Annotated in this window: 1 protein-coding gene; it reads right to left on the bottom strand. The window is 73.2% G+C overall.

Features of this window, described 5'->3' with window-relative positions; genetic code table 11:
• The coding region (locus tag ACFVT1_RS37705; protein ID WP_389804428.1) for a type I polyketide synthase at window positions 1–23,405 on the bottom strand (23,405 nt) is incomplete at its 3' end.
• Window positions 23,406–23,597 lie beyond the last annotated feature (192 nt).

The following is a 23,597-nucleotide window of genomic DNA, read 5'->3' as shown; positions in this document are numbered from 1 at the left end:
ACCTCCTCCAACGACCACTCCACAAACGGCTCCAACGCCACCGCACAATCACGCATCGACCGCGCGAACACCGGCGACGAAACCAACAACTCCCGTCCCATCCCCACCCACTGCGCACCCTGACCCGGAAACACAAACACCGCCTTGCTCCCCACCCGCGCCACACCCCGCACCACACCCGCAGCCGCCTCACCCGCAGCCACCGCACGCAGACCGGCCAGCAACTCCTCCCGACCCCCTCCCGCCACCACCAACCGGTGACCAAACACCGCCCGCGAACTCACCAACGACCAGCCCACATCCACCGCACTCACCGACGAATACCGCTCCCAGTGCTCCACCAACCGAGCCGCCTGAGCCCGCACCGCCTCACCCGACTTGCCCGAGAGCACCAACGGCACCACACGCTCGACCTCGGCTGCTTCCTCCCCGGCCACGGTTTCGACAGCCGGGGTTCCGACAGCCGAGGTTTCGTCCGCGTCGGCTTCGACAGGAGCCTCGAGGATCACGTGCACGTTGGTCCCGCTCACGCCGAACGCGGACACCCCGGCCCGGCGCGGGTGCCCGTTCTCCGGCCACGGCATCGCCTCGGCGAGCAGCCGCACGTTGCCCCGGGACCAGTCGACCTGCGTCGACGGCTCGGCCACGTGCAAGGTTTTCGGCAGCACCCCGTGCCGCAACGCCATGACCATCTTGATCACACCACCGACACCGGCCGCCGCTTGCGTGTGGCCGATGTTCGACTTCAACGACCCCAGCCACAACGGCCGGCCCTCTGGCCGGTCCTGACCGTAGGTCGCCAGCACCGCCTGCGCCTCGATCGGATCACCGAGCCTCGTCCCGGTGCCGTGCGCCTCGACCACATCGACGTCCGAAGCGGACAGACCGGCCGCAGCCAACGCCTGGCGGATCACGCGCTGCTGCGACGGACCATTCGGCGCCGTCAAACCGTTCGACGCACCGTCCTGATTCACCGCACTCGACCGGAAAACCGCCAGCACCTCATGACCGTGCCGACGAGCATCCGACAACCGCTCCATCACCACCACACCGACACCCTCGGACCACCCAGTCCCATCGGCATCATCCGAGAACGACCGGCACCGGCCGTCCGCAGCCAGACCACCCTGCATCGTGAACCGGACGAACATGTCCGCCGCGGCCATCACTGTGACACCGCCCGCGAGAGCGAGCGAGCACTCGCCCGACCGCAGCGCCTGCGCCGCCAGATGCATCGCCACCAACGACGACGAACACGCCGTATCCACACTCATCGCCGGGCCTTCGAAGCCGAACGTGTACGCCACACGCCCCGACATCACGCTCCCGGCCGCGCCGGTGAGCAGATGGCCCTGCAACTGCTCTTCGGCTCGCGCGACCAGTTCGGCGTAGCCGGTCTGGTAGACGCCCGTGAACACACCGGTCGCACTGCCGGCCAGCGAACTCGGGTCGATGCCCGCGCGTTCCAATGCCTCCCACGACACCTCCAGCAACTGCCGCTGCTGCGGGTCGGTGGCCAGCGCCTCGCGCGGGGAGATCCGGAAGAACGCCGCGTCGAACTCGCCGGCCTCTGGAAGAAAGCCGCCCTCGCCGGTCGCGGACGTCCCGGTGCCCGGGCCGCCGCTGCCCAGCAGCGAGTCCAGATCCCAGCCGCGGTCGGCCGGGAACGGCGCGATCCCATCGGTCCCCTCGGCGACCAGCCGCCACAGGCCCTCCGGGCCCGAGACGCCGCCCGGGAACCGGCACGCCATGCCCACCAGCACGATCGGATCGTCGGCGACGGACGCGAGAGCCGGCACCACGGCAGCCTCGGCCGGTTGCGCGCCGAACTCGGCTGCCAGGTACCTCGCCACGTGGCCGACGGTCGGGTAGTCGAACACCAGGCTGGCCGCCAGGGCGACGCCGGTCCTGGCCTGCAGCAGATTGCGCAGCTCGACCGCGGTCAGCGAGTCGAAGCCCAGCTCGCGGAACGGCTGAGCAATGTCGAACCGCTCGCCCGGGGCATGCCCCAGCACCGTCGCGGCGGACTCGCGGACCAGGTCGGCCAGCGCCTCCAGCCGGTCCACATCGGACAGTCCGGCCAGCCGTCGGCCCAGGCCGTCCCCGCCGCCGTCGGTGTTGTCCGCGACGCGCCGCGCCGCGGACCCGGCCAGGGAACGCCACAGCGGCGTGATGTCCCGCTGGGCCCGCAGCGCAGCCATGTCCAGCCGGGTCGGCGCCAGCAGCGGACGGTCCGCGCGTAACGCCCGGTCGAACAGCTCCATGCCCTGCTCCACCGACATCGGCGGGGTGGCCGAGCGCGCGATCCGCCGCCGGTCGGTGCCGGACAGGGAACCCACCATGCCGAGCTCCGTCGACCACGGCCCCCAGGCCAGCGAAATGCCCGGCTGCCCGTGGTGGCGGCGCTGCTGCATCAGCGCGTCGAGGAACGTGTTGCCCGCGGCGTAGTTGGCCTGGCCACCGCCGCCCAGCAGGCCGCCGAGCGACGAGAAAGCCACGAAGAACGACAGGTCCCGGGTGAGCGAGTGCAGGTTCCAGGCCGCGTCCACCTTCGGGGCGAGCACCCGGTCCAGTTGCTCGCGCGACAGCGACGCGAGCACACCGTCGTCGACAACGCCCGCGACGTGCACGACCCCGGTCACGGGGTGCTCCGGCAGCACCTCGGCGAGCACCTCGGCGAGCGCCTGCCGGTCGGTCGCGTCACAGGCCGACGCCACCACCGTGGCGCCGAGCGCCCCGAGCTCCGCCAGCAGCTCCTCCGCACCCGGGGCAGCCGCACCGCGCCGGCTGACCAGCAGGAGGTTCCGCGCGCCGTGCTCGGTCACCAGATGCCGCGCTGCCAGCGCGCCCAGCCCACCGGTGCCGCCGGTGACGACGACCGTGCCCTCGGGATCCAGCACCGGCGCCGGTTCGTCACCAGCGCCGGCCCGGGTCAGGCGCGCCGCGAAGAGCCGGCCGCCGCGCAGCGCCAGTTGTGGCTCACCTGCGGCCAGTACTTCGCCGAGCACCGTCGCGTCGAGCCGGTCGGTGTGGGGGTCGGTGTCGAGCAGTACGAACCGGCCCGGGTTCTCCGTCTGCGCCGACCGAACCAGGCCCCACACGGCCGCCGCGGCCAGATCCGTGACTGGGTCACCGGGTGCGGTGGTGACCGCACCCCGGGTCCACACGATCAGCGGCGAGCCCGCGGGATCCGCCGGCCACTGCTGCAGCTGCCGGAGAACCTCGGCGGTCAGCTCGTGCGTGCTTTCCACCACCGAGGCCGAGTCCCCGGATGCCCGCAGCACCACCGCGCCCTCCTCGGCAGCGGGCACGGGGTCCATGGACCCGACGACGGTCCAGCGACCCACCGGGGCGGCACCGCCAGGAGTCGGCACCCAGCTGATCTCGAGCAACGAACGGTCCCCGGTGTCCACCACGGTGCCGACCGCGTCGAGCGGTCGCAGCGTCACGGAACCGATCAACAGCACGGGTGAGCCGGTCCAGTCGGCGACCGCGAGCGACACCTCGTCCGGCCCCTGCGGAGTCAGTGCGACCCGGAGCCGGGCTGCACCGGAAGCGAGCAGATCCACGTCGCGGAACCCGGACCCCACGCCTTCCCTGCCCGCGAACGCCCTTGCCTGCAGTGCCGCGTCCAGCAGCGCGGGGTGGAGCCCGAACGACTCCGCCGCACCACGGCCGGACTCGGGCAGCTCGGCCTCCGCGAGGATCCGGTCGCCGTGGCGCCACGCCTTCGTCAGCCCCTGGAACATCGGGCCGTACTCGGCGGACTGCTCGTAGAACCGGGTCACGTCGATTTCCTCGGCTTCCGGCGCGGGCCAGGCCTGGCGCAGCGGGCCGAACGGGTCCGGACCGGCCGCGCGGGCGGCCGTGCCCAGCCGACCGGTGGCGTGGCGGGTCCACTCCTGCGCGCCGTCCACCCGCGCGTACAGGGCGAAGCTCCGCCGCGCGTCCTCGTCGGCCGCACCGACCAGGACCTGAACCTGGACGACTCCCGTGGCCGGCAACACCAGCGGCGTCTCCAGCACCAGCTCCTCGACCCGGTCGCAGCCCACGCTGTCGCCTGCGCGGATGGCCAGCTCGACACTGGCGGTGCCCGGGAAGACCGCGGTGCCGCCCACGGTGTGGGCGGCCAGCCACGGGTGCGTGCGCAGCGAAAGCCGGCTGGTGAACACGATCCCGTCGTCCGTGGGCGAAGGCACCACGGCGCCGAGCAGCGGGTGCTCCGCCGGGCTCAACCCGGCCGAGGTCACGTCGGCGACGTCGGCGACCGTGTCGGGCCAGAAGCGCCGGTGCTGGAACGCGTAGGTCGGCAGCGCCACCCGCACCGCGCCCCGGCCCGCGAACACCGCGGTCCAGTCCACCGCCACACCGTCCACGAACAGCCGCGCCACCGCGGACAGCACCGCCGACGCGTCGTCCTGCTCGCGGCGCAACACCGGCGCCACGACCGTGCCCGGCGCACAACTGTGGTGCGCCGCGCCGGAGAGCACACCGTCAGGCCCCAGTTCCACCAGCGCGGTCACGCCCTGATCGGCGAGCAGGCGCACACCGTCGGCGAATCGCACCGTGCCGCGGACCTGGTCCGTCCAGTACCGGGGGGAGCACAACTCTTCCGCGGACGCGATCTCACCGGTCAGGTTCGACACGATCGGGATCCGCGGCTGCCGGAACGCGACCGTCTCCAGAACCGCGGCGAACTCCGCCAGCATCGGCTCCATCGCCGACGAGTGGAAAGCGTGCGACACCCGCAGCCGCGTCACCTCGGCGCCGCGAGCGGACGCCACCTCGGCCACCCGGTCCACGTCGTCCCGCGGCCCCGAGACCACCACCGAGTCCGCCGTGTTCACGGCCGCGACCGACACGCTCTCCGGCAGGATCTCAGCGATTTCGGCCTCGGGCAGCGAAATCGCGGCCATCGCGCCGCCCGAAGGGAGCGCCTGCATCAACCGCGCCCGCGCCGCCACCACCCGACACGCATCGGCCAACGACCACACCCCGGCGACGTAAGCCGCCGTAACCTCACCGATCGAATGTCCCAGCAGATAGTCCGGAATCATCCCGAACGCCCGCAGCACCTCGAACAACGCCGCCTCGACCGCGAACAACGCAGGCTGCGCCCACCCCGTCTCGTGGATCAACTCGACGTCGTCGCCCCACATCACCTCACACAACGGCCGGCTCAGCAACGGATCCAACTCCGCGAGAACCCCGTCCAACGCCGCCGCGAACACCGGCGACTCCCCATAGAGCCCACGCGCCATCCCCACCCGCTGCGCACCCTGCCCAGTGAACAACACCCCGAGCCGCGCGTCGGCCCCCGCGGCATCCGAGACGGTCCCGGCGCCGGGCTCACCGGCCGCGAGCGCACGCAACCCGGTGACGAGCTCGTCCCGATCCGTTCCCGGCACCACGGCGCGGTGGTCGAACACCGCGCGGGAAGCGGACAGCGACCACCCGATGTCGGCCGGTCGCGGCGACGGGTCCGCCTCCACGAAGTCCAGCAGCCGCGCGGCCTGTGCCCGCAGGGCCTCCTCTGTCCGGCCCGACAGCACCCACGGCACCGCGGCCGTGAGCACAGCGGGAGTCTCCGGGGCACCACGGCGCTCGTCGCCGACTGCCGCCTCAAGGATCACGTGGGCGTTCGTCCCGCTGACGCCGAACGACGACACCCCGGCCCGGCGCGGACGACCATTCTCCGGCCACGGCATCGCCTCGGTCAGCAGCCGTACGTCGCCCTGCGTCCAGTCGATCTGCGTCGAGGGCTCGTCCACGTGCAGGGTCTTGGGCAGAATCCCGTGGCGCAACGCGAGCACCATCTTGATCACACCGCCCACTCCCGCTGCGGCCTGGGTGTGCCCGATGTTCGACTTCAACGAGCCCAGCCACAGCGGCTGCCCGTCCACGCGGTCCCGGCCGTAGGTTGCCAGTACCGCCTGCGCCTCGATCGGATCACCCAGCTTCGTCCCGGTGCCGTGCGCCTCGACCACGTCCACGTCCGAAGCGGACAGACCGGCCGCAGCCAACGCCTGGCGGATCACGCGTTGCTGTGACGGCCCGTTCGGCGCCGTCAAACCGTTCGACGCACCGTCCTGATTCACCGCACTCGACCGCAGCACCGCCAGCACCTCGTGACCGTTGCGGCGCGCGTCCGACATCCGCTCGAGCACGACCACACCGACACCCTCGGACCACCCGGTACCGTCGGCCGAGTCGGAGAAGGACCGGCACCGGCCGTCCTGCGACAGTCCGCCCTGCGCGGTGAACCAGACGAACGCGTCGGCGGTGGCCATCACCGTGACACCGCCGGCCAGCGCCAGCGAACACTCACCTGTCCGCAGGGCTTGCGCGGCCAGGTGCATCGCGACGAGCGACGACGAGCACGCGGTGTCCACACTCACCGCGGGGCCTTCCAGCCCCAGCGTGTAGGCCACCCGGCCGGAGATCACACTGGCCGCCCCACCCGTGATCTGGTGCCCCTGGAGGTACTCACCACCACGGGCGACCAGGTTGGCGTAGTTCGAGGAGTAGACGCCCGCGAACACCCCGGTCGAGCTGCCCGCCAGCGAGGTCGGATCGATTCCCGCCTGCTCCAGGGCTTCCCACGACACCTCCAGCAGCAGCCGCTGCTGCGGATCGGTCGCCAACGCTTCCCGCGGGGAGATCCGGAAGAACGCCGCGTCGAACTCACCGGCCCCGTCGAGGAAACCACCGCGGCCGGTGGCCGAGGTCCCGGAGCCGGGCCCGTCGGTGCCCCGCAGTGTCTCCAGGTCCCAGCCGCGATCGTCGGGGAACGCGGTGATGCCGTCGGTCCCGTCGGCCACGAGCCGCCAGAGACCGTCCGGATCGGACACTCCGCCGGGGTACCGGCAGGCCATGCCCACCAGCACGACCGGATCATCGGCCACCGAGGCCGCCGCCACAGGCCGCGTCACGGCGTCGGCCGCCGGGGCCGGGGCCGGGGCCGTGTCCGTGTCCGTGTCCCCGAACTCCTCGGCCAGATGCGCGGCGAGGCGGGTGACGGTCGGGTAGTCGAACACCAGGGTCGCCGGCAGGGTGGCGCCGGCGCCGGCCTGCAACGTGTTGCGCAGGTCGACCGCCGTCACGGAGTCGAAACCCAGCTCGCGGAACGGCTGGTCCGTGCCGATCCGCTCACCCGACGGGTAGCCGAGCACCGCCGCGGCCGACTCGCGCACCATCTCCACCAGCAGGCGATCACGCTCCACGGCGGACAGTCCGGCGAGCCGCCGTGACAGTCCTTCCCCGCCACCGCGCGAGTTGTCGGCCGCACGCCGGACCGTGATGCCCACGAGCGAGCGCCACACCGCGGGCACCTCGGCCTGGGCCCGCAGCGCCGGCAGATTCAGCCGGGTCAGCACGAGCGCCGGATCCTGCGAACCCAGCGCCCGGTCGAACAGGTCCATGCTCTGCTCCGTCGACAACCCGCGCTCGGAAGCCCAGGAACCCCAGGCCAGCGACAGACCGGGGAGCCCGTCCCGGCGGCGCTGCCGCGCCAGCCAGTCGGCGAACGCGGTCCCGGTGACTCCGTCGAGCGACGAGAACAGCACGAAGAACGCGAGATCGAGGTCCCGGGTCAGCTCGTGCAGATGCCAGGCGCCCTCGATCCGCGGCGCCAGCACCCTGTCGAACTCCTCACGGGACAGCGTCTCCACCGCGAAGTCGTCGTCCACGTCGGCGGCGTGCACGACACCGGTCACCGGGTGCTCCGGCGGCACGGACGCGAGCACGTCGTCCAGCGCCGCCCGATCGGTCACGTCGCACGCCACGACCGACACAGTGGCGCCACGCTCCGCCAGGTCCGCGACAACTGCCTCGGCCTCGGGCGTGGCAGGGCCGCTCCGGCCGACCAGCAGCAGGTGCCGGACCCCGTACCCGGCGACGAAGTGCCGGGCGAGAACACCACCGCGGCGGCCGGTGCCGCCCGTGATCACAACCGTCCCCGCGGGATCCAGCGCCGGCGGGGCTCCGGCGGCACCGCTGACCCGGGTCAGCCGGGCGGCGTGGAACTGCCCGGCGCGCAGGGCGAGGTACGGCTCGCCGGTGGCCAGCGCCAGGCCCAGTCCGGCGGCGTCCAGCTCGGTGTCGGCGTCGAGCAGGACGATCCGACCCGGGTACTCGGCCTGCACCGAGCGCACCAGACCGTGCACCGCGGCGGCGGCCGGATCGGTCACCGGTTCGTCCTGGCCGGTGCTCACAGCCCCGGTCGTCACCACGACCAACGGAACATCCGCCGAGCGCTCGTCGGCCAGCCAGTCCTGTAGCCGGCCCAGCACCCGGCCCGCGACCTGGTGCGCGGAGTCCGCCACCGTGCCCGGGTCTGCGGACACCGGCAGCACTACCGCGGCAGGCGTCGGCTCGCCGTCGAGTGCCGAGAGCACCGGTTCACCGGGCGCGGCCAGACGCCACTGGTCCACCGGGATCGCGGCGGTCGCGGGCACGGCGTTCCACCGCAGTTCGAGCAGCGCACCGTCGCCGGTGCCCGCGCTCAGACCGCCGGCCGTCAGCGGCCGCATGATCAGGGAGCCGATCGACAGCACGGGAAGTCCGGTCGAGTCCGCGACCACGAGGGCGGCCTCGTCCGGGCCGACACGGGTGAGCGCGACCCGCACCCGGGACGCGCCGGACGCCTGGAGCACCACGTCGGTGAAGCTGAACTGAAGCCCGTCCAGCCCGGCGAGCGCCGAGGTCTGCAGCGCGGCGTCCAGCAACGCGGGGTGGATGCCGAACGACTCCGCCAGGCCACGGCCGGCCTCGGGCAGCTCGATCTCGGCGAGGATCCGCTCGCCGGATCGCCACGCCCGGGTCAGCCCCTGGAACACCGGGCCGTAGCCGAACCCGTCGTCACCGAGCCGCTCGTAGAAGCCCGCGGTGTCGAGCGGCGTCGCCTCGCGCGGCGGCCAGGCCTGGGTAACCGGGTCGAACGTCGTCCCGGCGAGAACCCGGCCGCCGGCACCCAACTGGCCGGTGGCGTGCCGGATCCACTCCTCCTGCCCGTCGGGACGCGCGTACACGGCCACGTTCCGCTGCCGTGTCCCGGGATCGGCGTCGCCGACCACGACCTGCACCTGCACGCCGCCCTGGGCGGGCAGCACCAGCGGCGCCTCCAGGACCAGTTCCTCGAGCCGGTCGCAGCCCACGCTGTCGGCGGCGCGGACAGCCAGCTCGACGTACGCGGTCCCGGGCAGCACCGCGACGCCGCGCACTGTGTAGTCGGCGAGCCAGGGATGGGTGCGCAGGGACAGGCGGCTGGTGAACAGCACGCCGTCCGTCTGCGGCAGCGGCACCGTCGCCCCCAGCAACGGATGCTGCGCGGAGCTCAGACCGGCCGCGGTCACGTCGGCGGGCCCGGTGGCCGGGTCGGGCCAGAAGCGTTCGTGCTGGAACGCATACGTCGGCAACGCGACGCGCCTGGCGTCGCGACCGGCGAACACCGTCGCCCAGTCCACGCGGACGCCGTGCGCGTACGCCTGCGCGAGCGCCAGCACCGTCCGGGGGAAACCACCTTCACCGCGGCGCAGGGTGCCCATCACGACGGCGCTTTCGCGACCGTCCACAATGTCCTGGACGGCGGGCACCAGCACCGTGTGCGGGCTGACTTCGAGCACCGTGCCCGGTCCCGCGTCGAGGGCGGCCGTGAGCGCGTCCTCGAACCGCACCGTGCTCCGCAGATTGCGGTACCAGTACCGCGCGTCCCACGACGCGGTGTCTGCCTGCTCCCCCGTCACGGACGAGAAGACCGGGATCGCCGCGGGCCGCGGCGTGATCGGCGCCAGGTCGGTCAGCAGCCGCTCTTCGATCCGCTCCACCAGCCGCGAGTGCGACGCATAGTCCACGGCGATCCTGCGCGCCTGGATCTCCCGCTCACGGCAGTCGAACAGCAGCCGCTCCAGAGCGCCGGTTTCGCCCGCGACGACGGTCGACGTCGGCCCGTTGATCGCGGCCAGCGACACGTCCGGGTGCTCCGCGAGCAGATCGCGCACCTGTCCGGCCGGCATCGGCAGCGCGACCATCCCGCCGCCGGTGAGCTGCTCGGCTATCGCGCGGCTGCGCAACGCCGCCACCCGCGCCCCATCCGCCAACGACAGACCACCGGCCACACACGCCGCCGCGATCTCGCCCTGGGAATGGCCCACCACGGCCGCGGGCTCGACGTCGAACGACCGCCACACCGCAGCCAACGACACCATCACCGCCCACAACACCGGCTGCACCACATCCACCCGCCCCAACGCCACCTCATCACCCAGCACCTCCTCCAACGACCACTCCACAAACGGCTCCAACGCCACCGCACAATCACGCATCGACCGCGCGAACACCGGCGACGAAACCAACAACTCCCGCCCCATCCCCACCCACTGCGCACCCTGACCCGGAAACACAAACACCACGCCACCGCCGGAGCGGGCGACGCCTCGGACCACGCCCGGCGCAGGCCGGCCGGCAGCCGCCGCGCGCAGACCGGCCAGCAGCTCGTCCCGGTCGGCGCCCACGACCACCGTCCGGTGGTCGAACACCTCTCGCGAACCGAGCAACGACCACGCGACGTCGACGGGACGCAGCGACGGATCGGCGCCGAAGTGCTCCAGCAACCGGGACGCCTGCTCCCGGGCGGCCTCGGCCGACTTCCCCGACAGCAGCCACGGCACGACACCGTCCTCACTGGACAACTGTCGCGCCGGGACGCCGGGCTCTTCGGGCGGGGCTTCGAGAATCACGTGCGCATTGGTGCCACTGACCCCGAACGCGGACACGCCGGCCCGGCGCGGGCGGCCGGTCTCCGGCCACGCGACAGCCTCGGTCAGCAACCGAACGTCGCCTCGCGCCCAGTCCACCTGGGCCGACGGTTCGTCCACGTGCAGCGTCCTCGGCAGCACCCCGTGCCGCAACGCCAGCACCATCTTGATCACACCACCGACACCGGCCGCCGCCTGCGCGTGCCCGATGTTCGACTTCAACGACCCCAGCCACAACGGCCGGCCCTCTGGCCGGTCCTGACCGTAGGTCGCCAGCACCGCCTCCGCCTCGATCGGATCACCCAGCCTCGTCCCTGTGCCGTGCGCCTCGACCACATCGACGTCCGAAGCGGACAGGCCGGCCGCCGCCAACGCCTGGCGGATCACGCGCTGCTGCGACGGACCGTTCGGCGCCGTCAGCCCATTCGACGCACCGTCCTGATTCACCGCACTCGACCGCAGCACCGCCAGCACCTCATGACCGTGCCGACGAGCATCCGACAACCGCTCCAGCACCAGTACACCGACACCCTCGGACCAGCCGGTCCCGTCGGCCGCGTCCGCGAACGACTTGCAGCGACCGTCCGCCGCCAGCGCACCCTGCGCGGTGAAGCCGACGAACGCTTCGGGCGTGGGCATCACCATGACCCCGCCCGCCAGCGCCAGCGAGCACTCTCCCGCCCGCAACGCCTGTGCGGCCAGGTGCATCGCCACCAACGACGACGAGCACGCCGTGTCCACACTCACCGCCGGACCTTCCAGCCCAAGGGTGTAGGCCACCCGGCCGGAGATCACACTGCCCGCGCCACCGACGATCAGATGCCCCTGCGACTGCTCGCCGGAGCGGGACACCAGCTCGGTGTATCCGGTCTGGTACGCGCCGACGAACACACCGGTGGGGCTGCCCGCCAGCGACGAGGGCGTGATCCCGGCCTGCTCCAGCGCTTCCCAAGAGGTTTCGAGCAGCAACCGCTGCTGCGGATCGGTCGCCAGCGCCTCCCGCGGCGACATCCGGAAGAACGCCGCGTCGAAATCGCCGACGCCGTCGAGGAAACCGCCTTCGCCGGCCGCCACGAGGGCGTTCGTCCCCAGCAACTCGTCCAGATTCCAGCCACGATCGGCCGGGAACGGGGTGATGCCGTCGGTCTCGTCGATGACCAGCCGCCACAGGTCGTCCGGCCCCGACACCCCGCCCGGGAACCGGCACGCCATGCCGACCAGGACGACGGGGTCGTCGGTGAGCGAAACGAGCGCGGGCACCGTGGCCGCCTCCGCCGCGCGGGCCTCGCCGAACTCACCGACCAGGTGTGCCGCGAGCCGGCTCACGGTCGGGTAGTCGAACACCAGGCCTGCGGGAAGGCTCGTCCCCGTGCCGGCCTGCAGCAGGTTGCGCAGCTCGACCGCCATCAGCGAGTCGAAGCCCAGGTCCTTGAACGGCTGGTCCTCGTCGATCCGCGTGCCGGCCGCGTGCCCCAGCACGACCGCCGCCGTTTCGCCGACCAGGTCGAACAACGCGGCCCGGCGTTGTTCCTCGGACAGGCCCGCCAGCCGCGCCGCCGGCCCCTCGGAACTCGCGTCGTCCGGCTGCGAGCCGCCCAGTGCCTCGGCGACCTCGGCCAGATCCGACAGCAGGGCACTCGGCCGGACCGCGGTGAACACCGGAGCGAACCGGCTCCAGTCGAGGTCGGTGACGACGACTGTCGCGTCGTCCTGGTGCAGCGCGCGTTGCAGCGCGGCGATCGCCAGCTCGGGCCGCATCGGCACGACACCCAGCAGGTCCAGGTCGTCCCGCTCGGCCGCAGCCAGGCCCAGCACCATGCCGGTCTCGCCCCACGAGCCCCAGGCTACCGATGTCGCCGTCCGGCCCCGCGCGCGGCGGTGCTGCGCGAGCGCGTCGAGGGAGGCGTTGCCCGCCGCGTACGCGGCCTGCCCGCCGCTGCCCCACGCCGCCGCCCCGGAGGAGAACAGCACGAACGCGTCGAGTTCCTGATCACCTGTGAGGTCGTCGAGATGACGTGCCCCGTCGGCCTTCACCCGCAGCTGACGCTCGAACCGTTCCGGGGTCGTCGCCGCCAGCGCCACGTCGTCGTCCATGACCCCGGCGGCGTGCACCACTGTCCGCAAGGGCCATTCGTCCGGCAAGTCCGCCAGCACCGCGGTCAGCGCGGCACGGTCGGCCACATCGCAGGCCACCACGCTCACCTGCGCGCCTGCGGCCTCGAGTTCCAGCCGGATCTCGTCGGCGCCCTCGGCCGCCGGTCCACGTCGGCTCAGCAGCACGAGGTGTTCGGCGCCCCGCTCGACCAGCCACCGGGCGACCCGCGCGCCCAGGCCACCGGTGCCACCGGTGACCAGCGCCGTCCCGGATGTCGTCCACGACGGCGGACCGGCGGTCTTCGCGGGGGCGTGCACCAGCCGGCGGCCGTACCAGCCGGAGGAGCGGACCGCGATCTGGTCCTCGCCCGCGGTGTCCGACACGGCGGCGGCGAACCGGCGCGCGGTTCGGAGGTCCAGTGTTCCGGGCAGGTCCACCAGACCGCCCCACAGCTCGGGCTCCTCCAGCGCGGCGACTCGGCCGAGCCCCCAGAACGCACCCTGCCCCGGAGCGGTCACGGGGTCATGGGGCCCGATCGACACGGCGCCCCGCGTCACCACCCACAGGCGGGCGGACAGACCAGTGTCCCGCAACGCCCGCAGCAGCAGGGTGGCCGACACCAGCCCGGTCGCCGTGTCCGGCTCGAGCGCCGCCGGCGACAGCACCCCGGCCACCGGGACGCCCGACCCGGCGGCGTCGCTCAGCTTCCCGGCGAGCGCCGCGCGATCGGGTCCGCTGTGTTCGAGCACCCGCGTCCCGGCGCCGAGGGCGTCGACGATCTCCCGAGTCCCGGCGTCGTCAGCGGCTCCAGCCGGTACCACGACCAGCCAGCGGCCGGGCGTCGCCGCCGTGGGAGCCCCCAGCGGTTTCCAGCTCTCGCGGTAGCGCCATCCGTCCGTTGTGGCCTCGTCGCGGCGACGCGTGCGCCACGACGCCAGTGCCGGCAGCACCGAAGCGGCCTCGGCGCTGTCGAGGCCGAGCGCGTCCGCCAGCGCCTCGACGTCCTGCTGCTCCACCGACGTCCAGAGCTGCTCGTCGGCCGGGTCGCCGGACGCCCGGGACGCGACCGGAGACGGCTCCGGCCAGAACCGCTGCCGCTGGAAGGCGTAGGTCGGCAGCGGAACGCGGGTGGCGCCACGGCCGGCGAACACCCCGGCCCAGTCCACGGACACACCCTGCGCGTACACCAGCCCGAGCGCCGAGAGCACGGTGCGCACGTCGTCGTGCCCGCGCCGCAACATCGGCGCCACCACCGTTCCCGGAGCACAACTGTGCTGCGCCGGCCCCGACAGCACCGCGTCCGGGCCGAGCTCCACCATCGCCGTCACACCCTGCTCGGCCAGCGAGCGCACCCCGTCGGCGAACCGGACCGTGTCGCGTACCTGCCGGACCCAGTACTCCGGCGAGCACAGGTCCTCGGCGGCGGGTTCGCCGGTCAGGTTCGACACCACCGGGATCCGCGGGGGCCGGAACTCCACCGACTCCAGGACGCCGGCGAACTCCGCCAGCATCGGATCCATCAAGGACGAGTGGAACGCGTGCGACACCCGCAACCGCGTCGCCTTGGCGCCGCGCTCGGCCGCGGCGGCCGTTACCCGCTCGACGTCATCCCGCGGACCGGAAAGGACAACCGAGTCCGCGGTGTTCACCGCCGCGATCGAGACCCCGTCGGGGAGCAGGTCCGCGACCTCGGCCTCGGAAAGCCCGACCGCGGCCATGGCCCCGCCCGCCGGCAACGCCTGCATCAGACGGGCCCGCGCCGCCACCACCCGGCAGGCGTCGGCCAGCGACCACACACCCGACACATACGCGGCGGTTATCTCCCCGATCGAATGCCCCAGCAGGTAGTCCGGAGTCACCCCGAACGCGCGCACCACCTCGAACAGGGCTGCTTCCACGGTGAACAACGCCGGCTGCGCCCAGCCCGTCTCGTTGACCAGCTCCGCGTCCTCGCCCCACATCACCTCACGCAACGGCCGATCCAACAGCGGATCCAGCTCGGCCAGAATCATGTCCACGGTGGACGCGAACACCGCGGACCGGTCGTAGAGGTCCCGCGCCATCCCGATCCGCTGCGCGCCCTGCCCCGGGAACAGCACGCCCACCCGGGGCTCGGGCCGGACCGTGTCCCGCGCCGCTCCCGGGGCCGGGCCACCGGCCGCGACCGCTCGCAGCCCGGCCACCAGCTCGTCCCGGTCCGCGCCCGCCAGCACGACGCGGTGGTCGAACGCCGACCGCGAATGGGCCAGCGACCAGCCGACATCCACCGCGTTCCGCGACGGGTCCGCTTCCACGAAATCCAGCAACCGAGCCGCCTGCGCCCGCAGCGCGTCCTCGGACTTCCCGGACAGCACCCACGGCACGCCGTCGGCCAGGACACTCGCGGCACCGGTCGCTGCGGGTTCCGTCGGGGAGCCGGCGGGGGCTTCGAGGATGGCGTGCGCGTTCGTGCCGCTGATCCCGAACGAGGACACACCGAACCGGCGCGGATGCCCGTTCTCCGGCCAGGGCATCGCCTCGGTCAGCAGCCGCACGTCGCCCTGGGACCAGTCGATCCGCGCCGAGGGCTCGTCGACGTGCAGGGTCCTGGGCAGCACGCCGTTCCGCATGGCCATGACCATCTTGATCACACCGCCCACGCCGGCCGCGGCCTGCGTGTGCCCGATGTTCGACTTCAGCGACCCCAGCCACAACGGCCGGTCCCCGGGGCGATCCTGACCGTAGGTGGCCAGGATCGCCTCGGCCTCGATGGGGTCGCCGAGCCGGGTGCCGGTGCCGTGGGCCTCCACCACGTCGATGTCCGAAGCGGACAGTCCCGCGGCGGCCAGCGCCTGCCGGATCACCCGCTGCTGCGAGGGACCGTTCGGCGCCGTCAACCCGTTGGAGGCGCCGTCCTGGTTCACCGCGCTCGACCGCAGGACCGCCAGGACTTCGTGACCATGGCGACGGGCGTCCGACAACCGCTCGAGCACCACGAGCCCGACACCCTCGGACCAGCCGGTGCCGTCGGCGGCGTCGGCGAACGACTTGCAGCGGCCGTCGGCGGACAGCCCTCCCTGCGCCGTGAACTCCACGAATCCCTCGGAGCCGGCCATCACCGTGACCCCGCCCGCCAGCGCGAGCGAGCACTCCCCCGCCCGCAACGCCTGCGCCGCCAGGTGAATCGCCACCAACGACGACGAACACGCCGTGTCCACACTCACCGCCGGCCCCTCCAGGCCCAGCGCGTAGGACACCCGGCCGGACAGCACACTGGCCAAGCTGCCCGTGAGCAGATGCCCCTGCAGGCGCTGGGCCGAACGAGAGAGCAGATCGCCGTAGCCGGACTGGTAGACGCCGGTGAAGACGCCGGTCTGACTGCCCGCCAGCGCGGCGGGGTCGATCCCCGCGTGTTCCAGCGCCTCCCAGGAAACCTCGAGCAGCAGCCGCTGCTGCGGATCGGTGGCCAGCGCCTCCCGCGGCGAGATGCCGAAGAACGCCGCGTCGAAGTCGCCGACCACGTCGAGGAATCCGCCTTGCTCGGTGGCGGAGAGGCCGGGCCCGTCGGCGCCCCGCAGCGCGTCGAGGTCCCAACCGCGGTCGGCGGGGAACGGCGTGATGGCGTCGGCTTCTTCCACGACCAGCTGCCACAGACCGGCCGGATCGGACACCCCGCCCGGGTAGCGGCAGGCCATCCCCACCAGGACGACTGGATCGTCGGCCACGGGTGCCGGTACCACCGCCGGCCGCACCTCCGGCTCCGCGGCGGGGGGCTGCCCGAGCCGGCCGGACAGGTACTCCGCCAGCCGGGCCACGGTCGGGTAGTCGAACACGACGCCGGTCGGCAGTGCGAGCCCCGTCCTCGCCCGCAGCAGGTTGCGTAGCTCGACCGAGGTCAGCGAGTCGAACCCGAGCGCCTTGAACGGCTGCATGGTGTTGATCTCCGTGCCCGCGCCGTGCCTCAGCACGGCCGCCGCGGCCTCGCGCACCATATCCACGAGCACCCGTCGGCACTCCGCACCGGACAGTCCCGCCAGCCGCGTGCTGTCCGTGGTGTTGTCGGCCGCGCGGCGCCGGGTACCGCCGGCCAGGGACCGCCACACGGCCGGCACGTCCGCCTGGGCGCGCAACGCCCCGATGTTCAGCCGGGTCAGTCCCAGCACCGGCGCACCGGCGCGCAGCGCCCGGTCGAACAGCGCGAGGCCCTGCGCCACCGGCAGCTCCGGCATGGCCGACCGCGCGATGCGCCGCAGGTCGGTGTCGGAAAGACTGCCGACCAGGCCGACCTCGGTCGTCCACGGACCCCAGGCCATCGACAGAGCAGGCAGTCCCGCGTCGTGGCGCTGCTGCATGAGCGCGTCCAGGAAAACGTTGCCCGCGGCGTAGTTGCCCTGCCCGCCGTTGCCGGTGAGGCCCGCGACGGACGAGAAGACCGCGAACAAGGACAGGTCGTGGTCGCGGGTCAGTTCGTGCAGGTACCAGGCCGCGTCGGCCTTCGGGGCGAGCACCCGGTCGAGCTGCTGGCGCGACAGCGACCCGATCACCCCGTCGTCGAGCACCGCCGCGGCGTGCACGACACCCGTCACCGGGTGCTCCGCAGCCACGGACGCCAGCGCGTCGGCCAGGGCTCGCCGGTCGGTCACGTCGCACGCCGAGACGATCGTCTCAGCGCCGAGCCGCCCCAGATCCGCCACCAGTTCGGTGACGCCGGGTGCGTCCGGGCCGCGCCGACTGAGCAGCAGCAGGTGCCGGACGCCATGCTCGGTCACCAGGTGCCGGGCGAAGAGACCACCCAGGCCACCCGTGCCGCCCGTGATCACGACCGTGCCGACGCCGTCCAGGACCGGCCCCGCTCCGTCGGCCGGGCTCACTCGGGTCAGGCGAGCGGCGTGCAACCGGCCGGCGCGCAACGCCAGTTGCGGCTCGTCTGCGGCCAGGATCCGGCCCAGCACGGCGGTGTCCGGCTCGGCGTCGGTGTCGACGAGGACGAACCGGCCGGGGTTCTCGGTCTGCGCCGATCGCACCAGGCCCCACACCGCCGCCGCCGCCGGATCGGTGACCGTGTCCCCCGGCCGGACGGCGATCGCGCCCGTGGTCGCCACGACCAGCGGCGTGGCGGCGAAACGCTCGTCGCTCAACCAGTGCTGCACCTGCTCCAGCACCCACCCTGTGACGTCGTGGACGGACTCCACGACCGCGTCCGGGTCCCCGGACACCGGCAGCACCACCACCGGCGGCAGCGGGCCCGACGCCACGGCATCCGCGATCGAACCGGGACGATCGACCACCAGCCGGTCCGCCACCGCGGCGGCGGTGCCGGCTATGCCCGGCCAGTCCAGCTTCACCAGTGCGCCGTCGCCGAGACTGGCGCTCACGCTCTGCGCGGTCGGCGGGCGCACGGTCAGCGACCCGACCGACAGCACCGGAAGGCCGGCGGTGTCCGCGACAGCCAGCGAAACCACGTCCGGCCCGGTGCGGGTCAGTGCCACCCGCAGCCTCGACGCTCCCGACGCCCGCAACACCACGTCCGTGAAGCCGGCCGGCAGCCCGTCCACTCCGGCGAGGCTTCCCGTCCGCACCGCGGAATCAAGCAGCGCGGGGTGGATCCCGAACGACTCCGCGCCGGTGTCCGCGGGAAGCCCGACCTCGGCCAGGATCCGGTCGCCGTGGCGCCAGGCCCGGGTCGGGCCCTGGAACAGGGGGCTGTACGCGAACCCGGCCGCGTCCAGCCCGTCAGACAAGCCCGAAATGTCCACCTCGGTCGCGCCGGGCACCGGCCAGACCCCGGTCACGATGTCGAAGTCCGCGTCCGCGTCCGCGGAAGCGCCGGTGCCGAGCACGCCGGTGGCGTGCCGGGTCCACACCTCTTGTCCGTCGGGGCACGCGTACACCGCCACGCTCCGGCGGGAGTCCGCGTCGGCGTCCGATACCACCACCTGGACTCGCACGCCCCCTTCGGCGGGCACCACCAGCGAAGTGTCCAGGGTCAGCTCGTCCAACCGGTCACAGCCCACGCTGTCACCCGCCCGGACGGCCAGCTCCACGTAGCCGGTGCCGGGGAACAGCACGGTGTCCCGCACGGTGTGGTCGGCCAGCCACGGGTGCGTCCGCAGCGACAGCCGGTTCGTGAACAGCACGCCGTCCGTGTGCGGCAACGGCACCCTCGCACCGAGCAACGGGTGCTCGGCCGAGCTCAGGCCCGCGGCGGTGACATCGGTGGGCACCTCGGCGGTGTCGAACCAGAAACGTTTGCGCTGGAAGGCATACGTCGGCAGCGGCACGCGCGTCGTGCCGGCGCCGGCGAACACGGCGGCCCAGTCGGCGTCCACCCCCGCGGCCACCACCTCGGCGAGCGCGGCGACGAACCGGCCCGCGCCGCCGTCGTCGCGGCGCAACGTGCCGGCCACCGCAATGCCCGGGTCCTGGTGCGCCTCCGCCACCTCGCCGATCGCGGTGGTCAGCACCGGGTGTGTCGAGACCTCGACGAAAACCCGGTGGCCCGACGCGATCAGCGCCTCCGTCGCGTCCTCGAAGCGAACCACGTCGCGCAGGTTGCGATACCAGTAGTCGGCGTCCACACGAGCGTAATCGGCCCACTGCCCGTCCACAGTGGACATCCACGGCACCTCGCCCGGCCGCGCGGTGATGTCGGCCAGCTCCGCGCACAACCGTTCCTCGATGGCGTCGACGTGCCCGGAGTGCCCGGCGAAGTCCACCCCGGGCAGCTGCCAGCGATGGACCCGCGCTTTCGACAGCACCCGGCCGAACTCGCCCAGTGCCTCGGCGTCACCCGAGACCGACACCGAGGCCGGCCCGTTGACCGCCGCGATCCACAGGCGGCCCGCCCACGGCCGCAGGGCTTCGGTGACCCAGTCCGCGCTCATGAGCACGGACAGCATCCCGCCGCGCCCGGTCAGCTCCTCGGTGATCATCCGGCTGCGCCGCGCGACGATCCGCGCCGCGTCCTCGAGGGTGAGGTACCCGCCGACGACCGCGGCCGCGAGCTCGCCCTGGGAATGCCCGACCACTGCGGAAGGCTCGACGCCGGAGGACCGCCACAGCGCCGCGAGCGACACCATCACGGCCCACGACACCGGCTGGAGCACGTCCACCCGCTCGAACCCGGGAGCACCCTCGGCGCCACCGACCACCTCGGCCAGATCCCAGTCGACGTAAGGGGCCAGCGCATCGGCGCACTCCCGCAGCCGCGCGGCGAACACCGGGGACGAGGCCATCAGGTCACGGCCCATCCCGGCCCACTGCGCGCCCTGGCCCGGGAAGACGAACACGGTCTTCACGCCGCCGGGCCGCGCGATGCCCCGCGCCACTCCCGGCACGGACTCGCCGGCCACCGCGTTCCTCAGGCCCGCCAACAGCTCGTCCCGGCCCGAGCCCGCCACCACGGCCCGGTGCTCGAACAGCGACCGGGAGCTGACCAGCGACCAGCCCACGTCGACGGTGCGCAGGGCCGGGTCCGCCTCGACGAACTCCAGCAACCGGGCGGCCTGCGCCCGGACCGCCGCGTCCGACTTCCCGGACAGCACCCACGGCACCGCAACGGAATCGGACGGCGCCTCGGGCGCCGCGTCCGGCACCGCTTTTTCGGGAGCCTCCAGGATCACGTGGGCGTTGGTGCCGCTGATGCCGAAGGAGGAGACCGCGGCCCGGTGCGGGCGGTCGTCGTCCGGCCAGGGGGTGGGGTCGGTGAGCAGCTGGACGGCCCCGGCCGACCAGTCGACGTGCGGGGTGGGCTCGTCGATGTGCAGGGTCTTCGGCAGCAGGCCGTGCCGCATCGCCTGGACCATCTTGATGATCCCGGCGACCCCGGCCGCGGCCTGCGTGTGCCCGAGGTTGGACTTCACCGAGCCCAGCCACAGCGGATGCTCCCGGTCCTGCCCATAGGTCGCCAGGATCGTCTGGGCCTCGATCGGGTCCCCGAGCCTGGTGCCGGTGCCGTGGGCCTCCACCACGTCCACATCGGACGGTGCCAGGCCGGCGTCGGCCAGTGCCTGCCGGATCACCCGCTGCTGCGACGGGCCGTTCGGCGCCGTCAGGCCGTTGGACGCCCCGTCCTGGTTGACCGCCGAACCCCGCACCACCGCCAGCACCTGGTGCCCGTTGCGCCGAGCGTCCGACAACCGTTCCACCAGCAGCAGGCCCACGCCCTCGGCCAGACCGAAGCCGTCGGCGGCGGCCGAGAACGCCTTGCACCGGCCGTCGCCGGCCAGCCCGCCCTGCCGGGAGAACTCCACGAACATGCCGAGGTTCGGCATCACCGTGGCGCCGCCGGCCACAGCCAGGTCGCACTGGCCCGCCCGCAGCGCCTGCACTGCCAGGTGCAGGGCTACCAGCGAGGAGGAGCAGGCGGTGTCGACGGTGACCGCCGGGCCCTCCAGGCCGAGGCTGTACGCGATGCGGCCGGAGTGCACGCTGCCGGTGGTGCCGGTGAACACGTACCCACCGAAGCCGGTGTCGTCGCCCGTGCCGGGCCCGTACTCCAGCGTCATCGCGCCGATGAACACGCCGGTTCGGCTGCCGCGCAGCGAAGTCGGGTCGATGCCCGCGTGTTCGATCGTCTCCCACGACGTTTCCAGCAGCAGCCGCTGCTGGGGGTCCATCACGGTGGCCTCGCGGGGTGAGATGCCGAAGAAGTCGGCGTCGAACAGGTCCGCGTCGTGCACGAACCCGGCCTCGCGCTGGTAGTGGTGGCCCGTCCGGTCCGTCTCGGGCGCGTACGTCCCGGTGACGTCCCAGCCCCGGTTGGCGGGGAACGGCGTCAGCGCGTCGGCGCCGCTCGCGACGAGCTCCCACAGGCGGTCGGGGCCGTGGGCGCCTCCCGGATACCGGCAACCCATCCCGACGATCACGACCGGGTCCTCGGTGGCGGGCGTGAGCCGGTCCGGTTCGTGACCGGCACCGGGATCAGGACCGAAGAGCCGCTCGGCCAGGGCGACGGCAAGCGCGGCGGGCGTCGGGTGGTCGAAGGTGACCGTGACCGGCAGCGTCAGCCCGCTGGCCGCCGACACCCGGTTGCGCACCTCGACCGCGGTCACCGAATCGAACCCCAGGTCGCGGAATGATCGGTCCGGATCGACCACGTCCGCCCCGCCCTCGCCCAGGGCGAGGACGACCTCGCGGCACACCAGCTCCGTCAGCACCGCCTGTCGGCGGGCCTGCTCCAGGCCGGCCAGCTCCCCATGCAGCGAAGGGTCCGAAAGCAAAGGGTCCGAAGAGGACTGTCCGGTGCCGGCCCCGGCCACGGGCAGGTCGGCCGACGGCACCGGGGCGTGGCCGGCGTACAGCGCATCGCCGCCGGGCTCGGCGCCGCCCACGTACGCCTCGCCCAGTGACAGCAGGAACCTGCGGAGGTCTCCCTGGCCGCGGCGCAGCGAACCGCACACCGTCGCCGGAACCGGTCCGGATTCCACGGTCTCCTGCATCGCCGCGGTCAGCACCGGGTGCGGGCTGACTTCCACGAGCACCCGGCAGCCGTCGGCGAGCAGGGCCCTGGTGGCTTCCTCGAACCGCACCGGGTGGCGGAGGTTCCCGCACCAGTATTCGGCGTCCAGCGCCACCGCGTCCCCGGGCAGCCGGGTCCCGAGGTGGGCCGAGTAGAACGGGAGCCGCGGCGGCCGGGGCCGGATCGGCTCGAGATCCCTCCGCATCGACGGCAGGATCTGCTCGATCTGCGGCGAATGCGCGGCCAGCCCCACTGCCACCCCGTGGGCCGGGATCCCGTCGGCGGTCAGGGCCGCCACGAGCTCTGCGGCCGCTGCGGTGTCCCCGGACACCAGCACCGTGGCCGGCCCGTTGATCGCGGCCACCACCAGCGCATCCGGCCAGGCCGCCAGCCGCTCGCGCACCAGTTGTTCGGGCGCGCGCACCGACACCATCTCGCCCCGGCCCTCGATCGTCGCCTGGGCCCGGCTCCACAGTGCCGCCACCCGCGCGCCGTCGTCCAGCGACAGCGCGCCGGCGACGACGGCCGCGGCCACCTCACCCAGGCTGTGCCCGGCTACCGCGGCGGGCTCGATCCCGTGGGAGAGCCACACTTCGGCGAGCGCCACCATCATCGCGAACAGAGCGGGCTGCACCACGTCGACGCGGCCGGGCGGGGCCGGATCGCGCAGCACGTCCAGCAGGGACCAGTCCACGAAGGGCTCCAGTGCCTGCGTGCAGTCGTCGAGCCGAGCCCGGAACACCGGGGACTCGGCCAGCAGGTCCCTCGCCATCCCCGGCCACTGCCCGCCCTGGCCGGGGAACACGAACGCGACCGGCCCTCCGAGAGCGGTGCCCTCGACCAGCCCGGGCGCTCCGCGGCCGGCCGCCAGCGCCCGCAAGCCGTCGGCGAAGCCGGCTCGATCGGCGGCGACGACGGCCGCGCGGTGCGGCCCGGAGGCGGCCATCGCACGCAAGGCCGCGCCGACATCGGCCGGCCGCACGTCCGCCCGTGCGTCCAGGTACTCGGCCAGCCGCCCGGCGTGGGCGCGCACCGACTCGGGGTGACCTCCGGGCAGCAGCAACGGCAGCCGGTCCGGGCCGGAGCCGACCGGCTGCTCAGTGTGCGCGGAACGCATCGAACACCTCCACTCGGGAAACATCCGCCGACGAGTCACGAAAATCGACTTCGAAAACGTTTCGCCGAGTGCGCACGAAGTCCCTCTCATTCAACCTGCAACCGAAGCGATCGAGCAGATCGGCCGCCGTCCGCGAAAACCGGCAGGACCGAAAATCAAAGCTAGCGTCACGATCCGCGACATCAACTCCCC

This window comes from Streptomyces sp. NPDC057963 (assembly GCF_042887155.1).
In the GTDB taxonomy this organism is placed as follows: domain Bacteria; phylum Actinomycetota; class Actinomycetes; order Streptomycetales; family Streptomycetaceae; genus Streptomyces.
The sequence above is the reverse complement of the archived record's forward strand: the minus strand, read 5'-3'. Positions and strand labels throughout refer to the sequence as shown.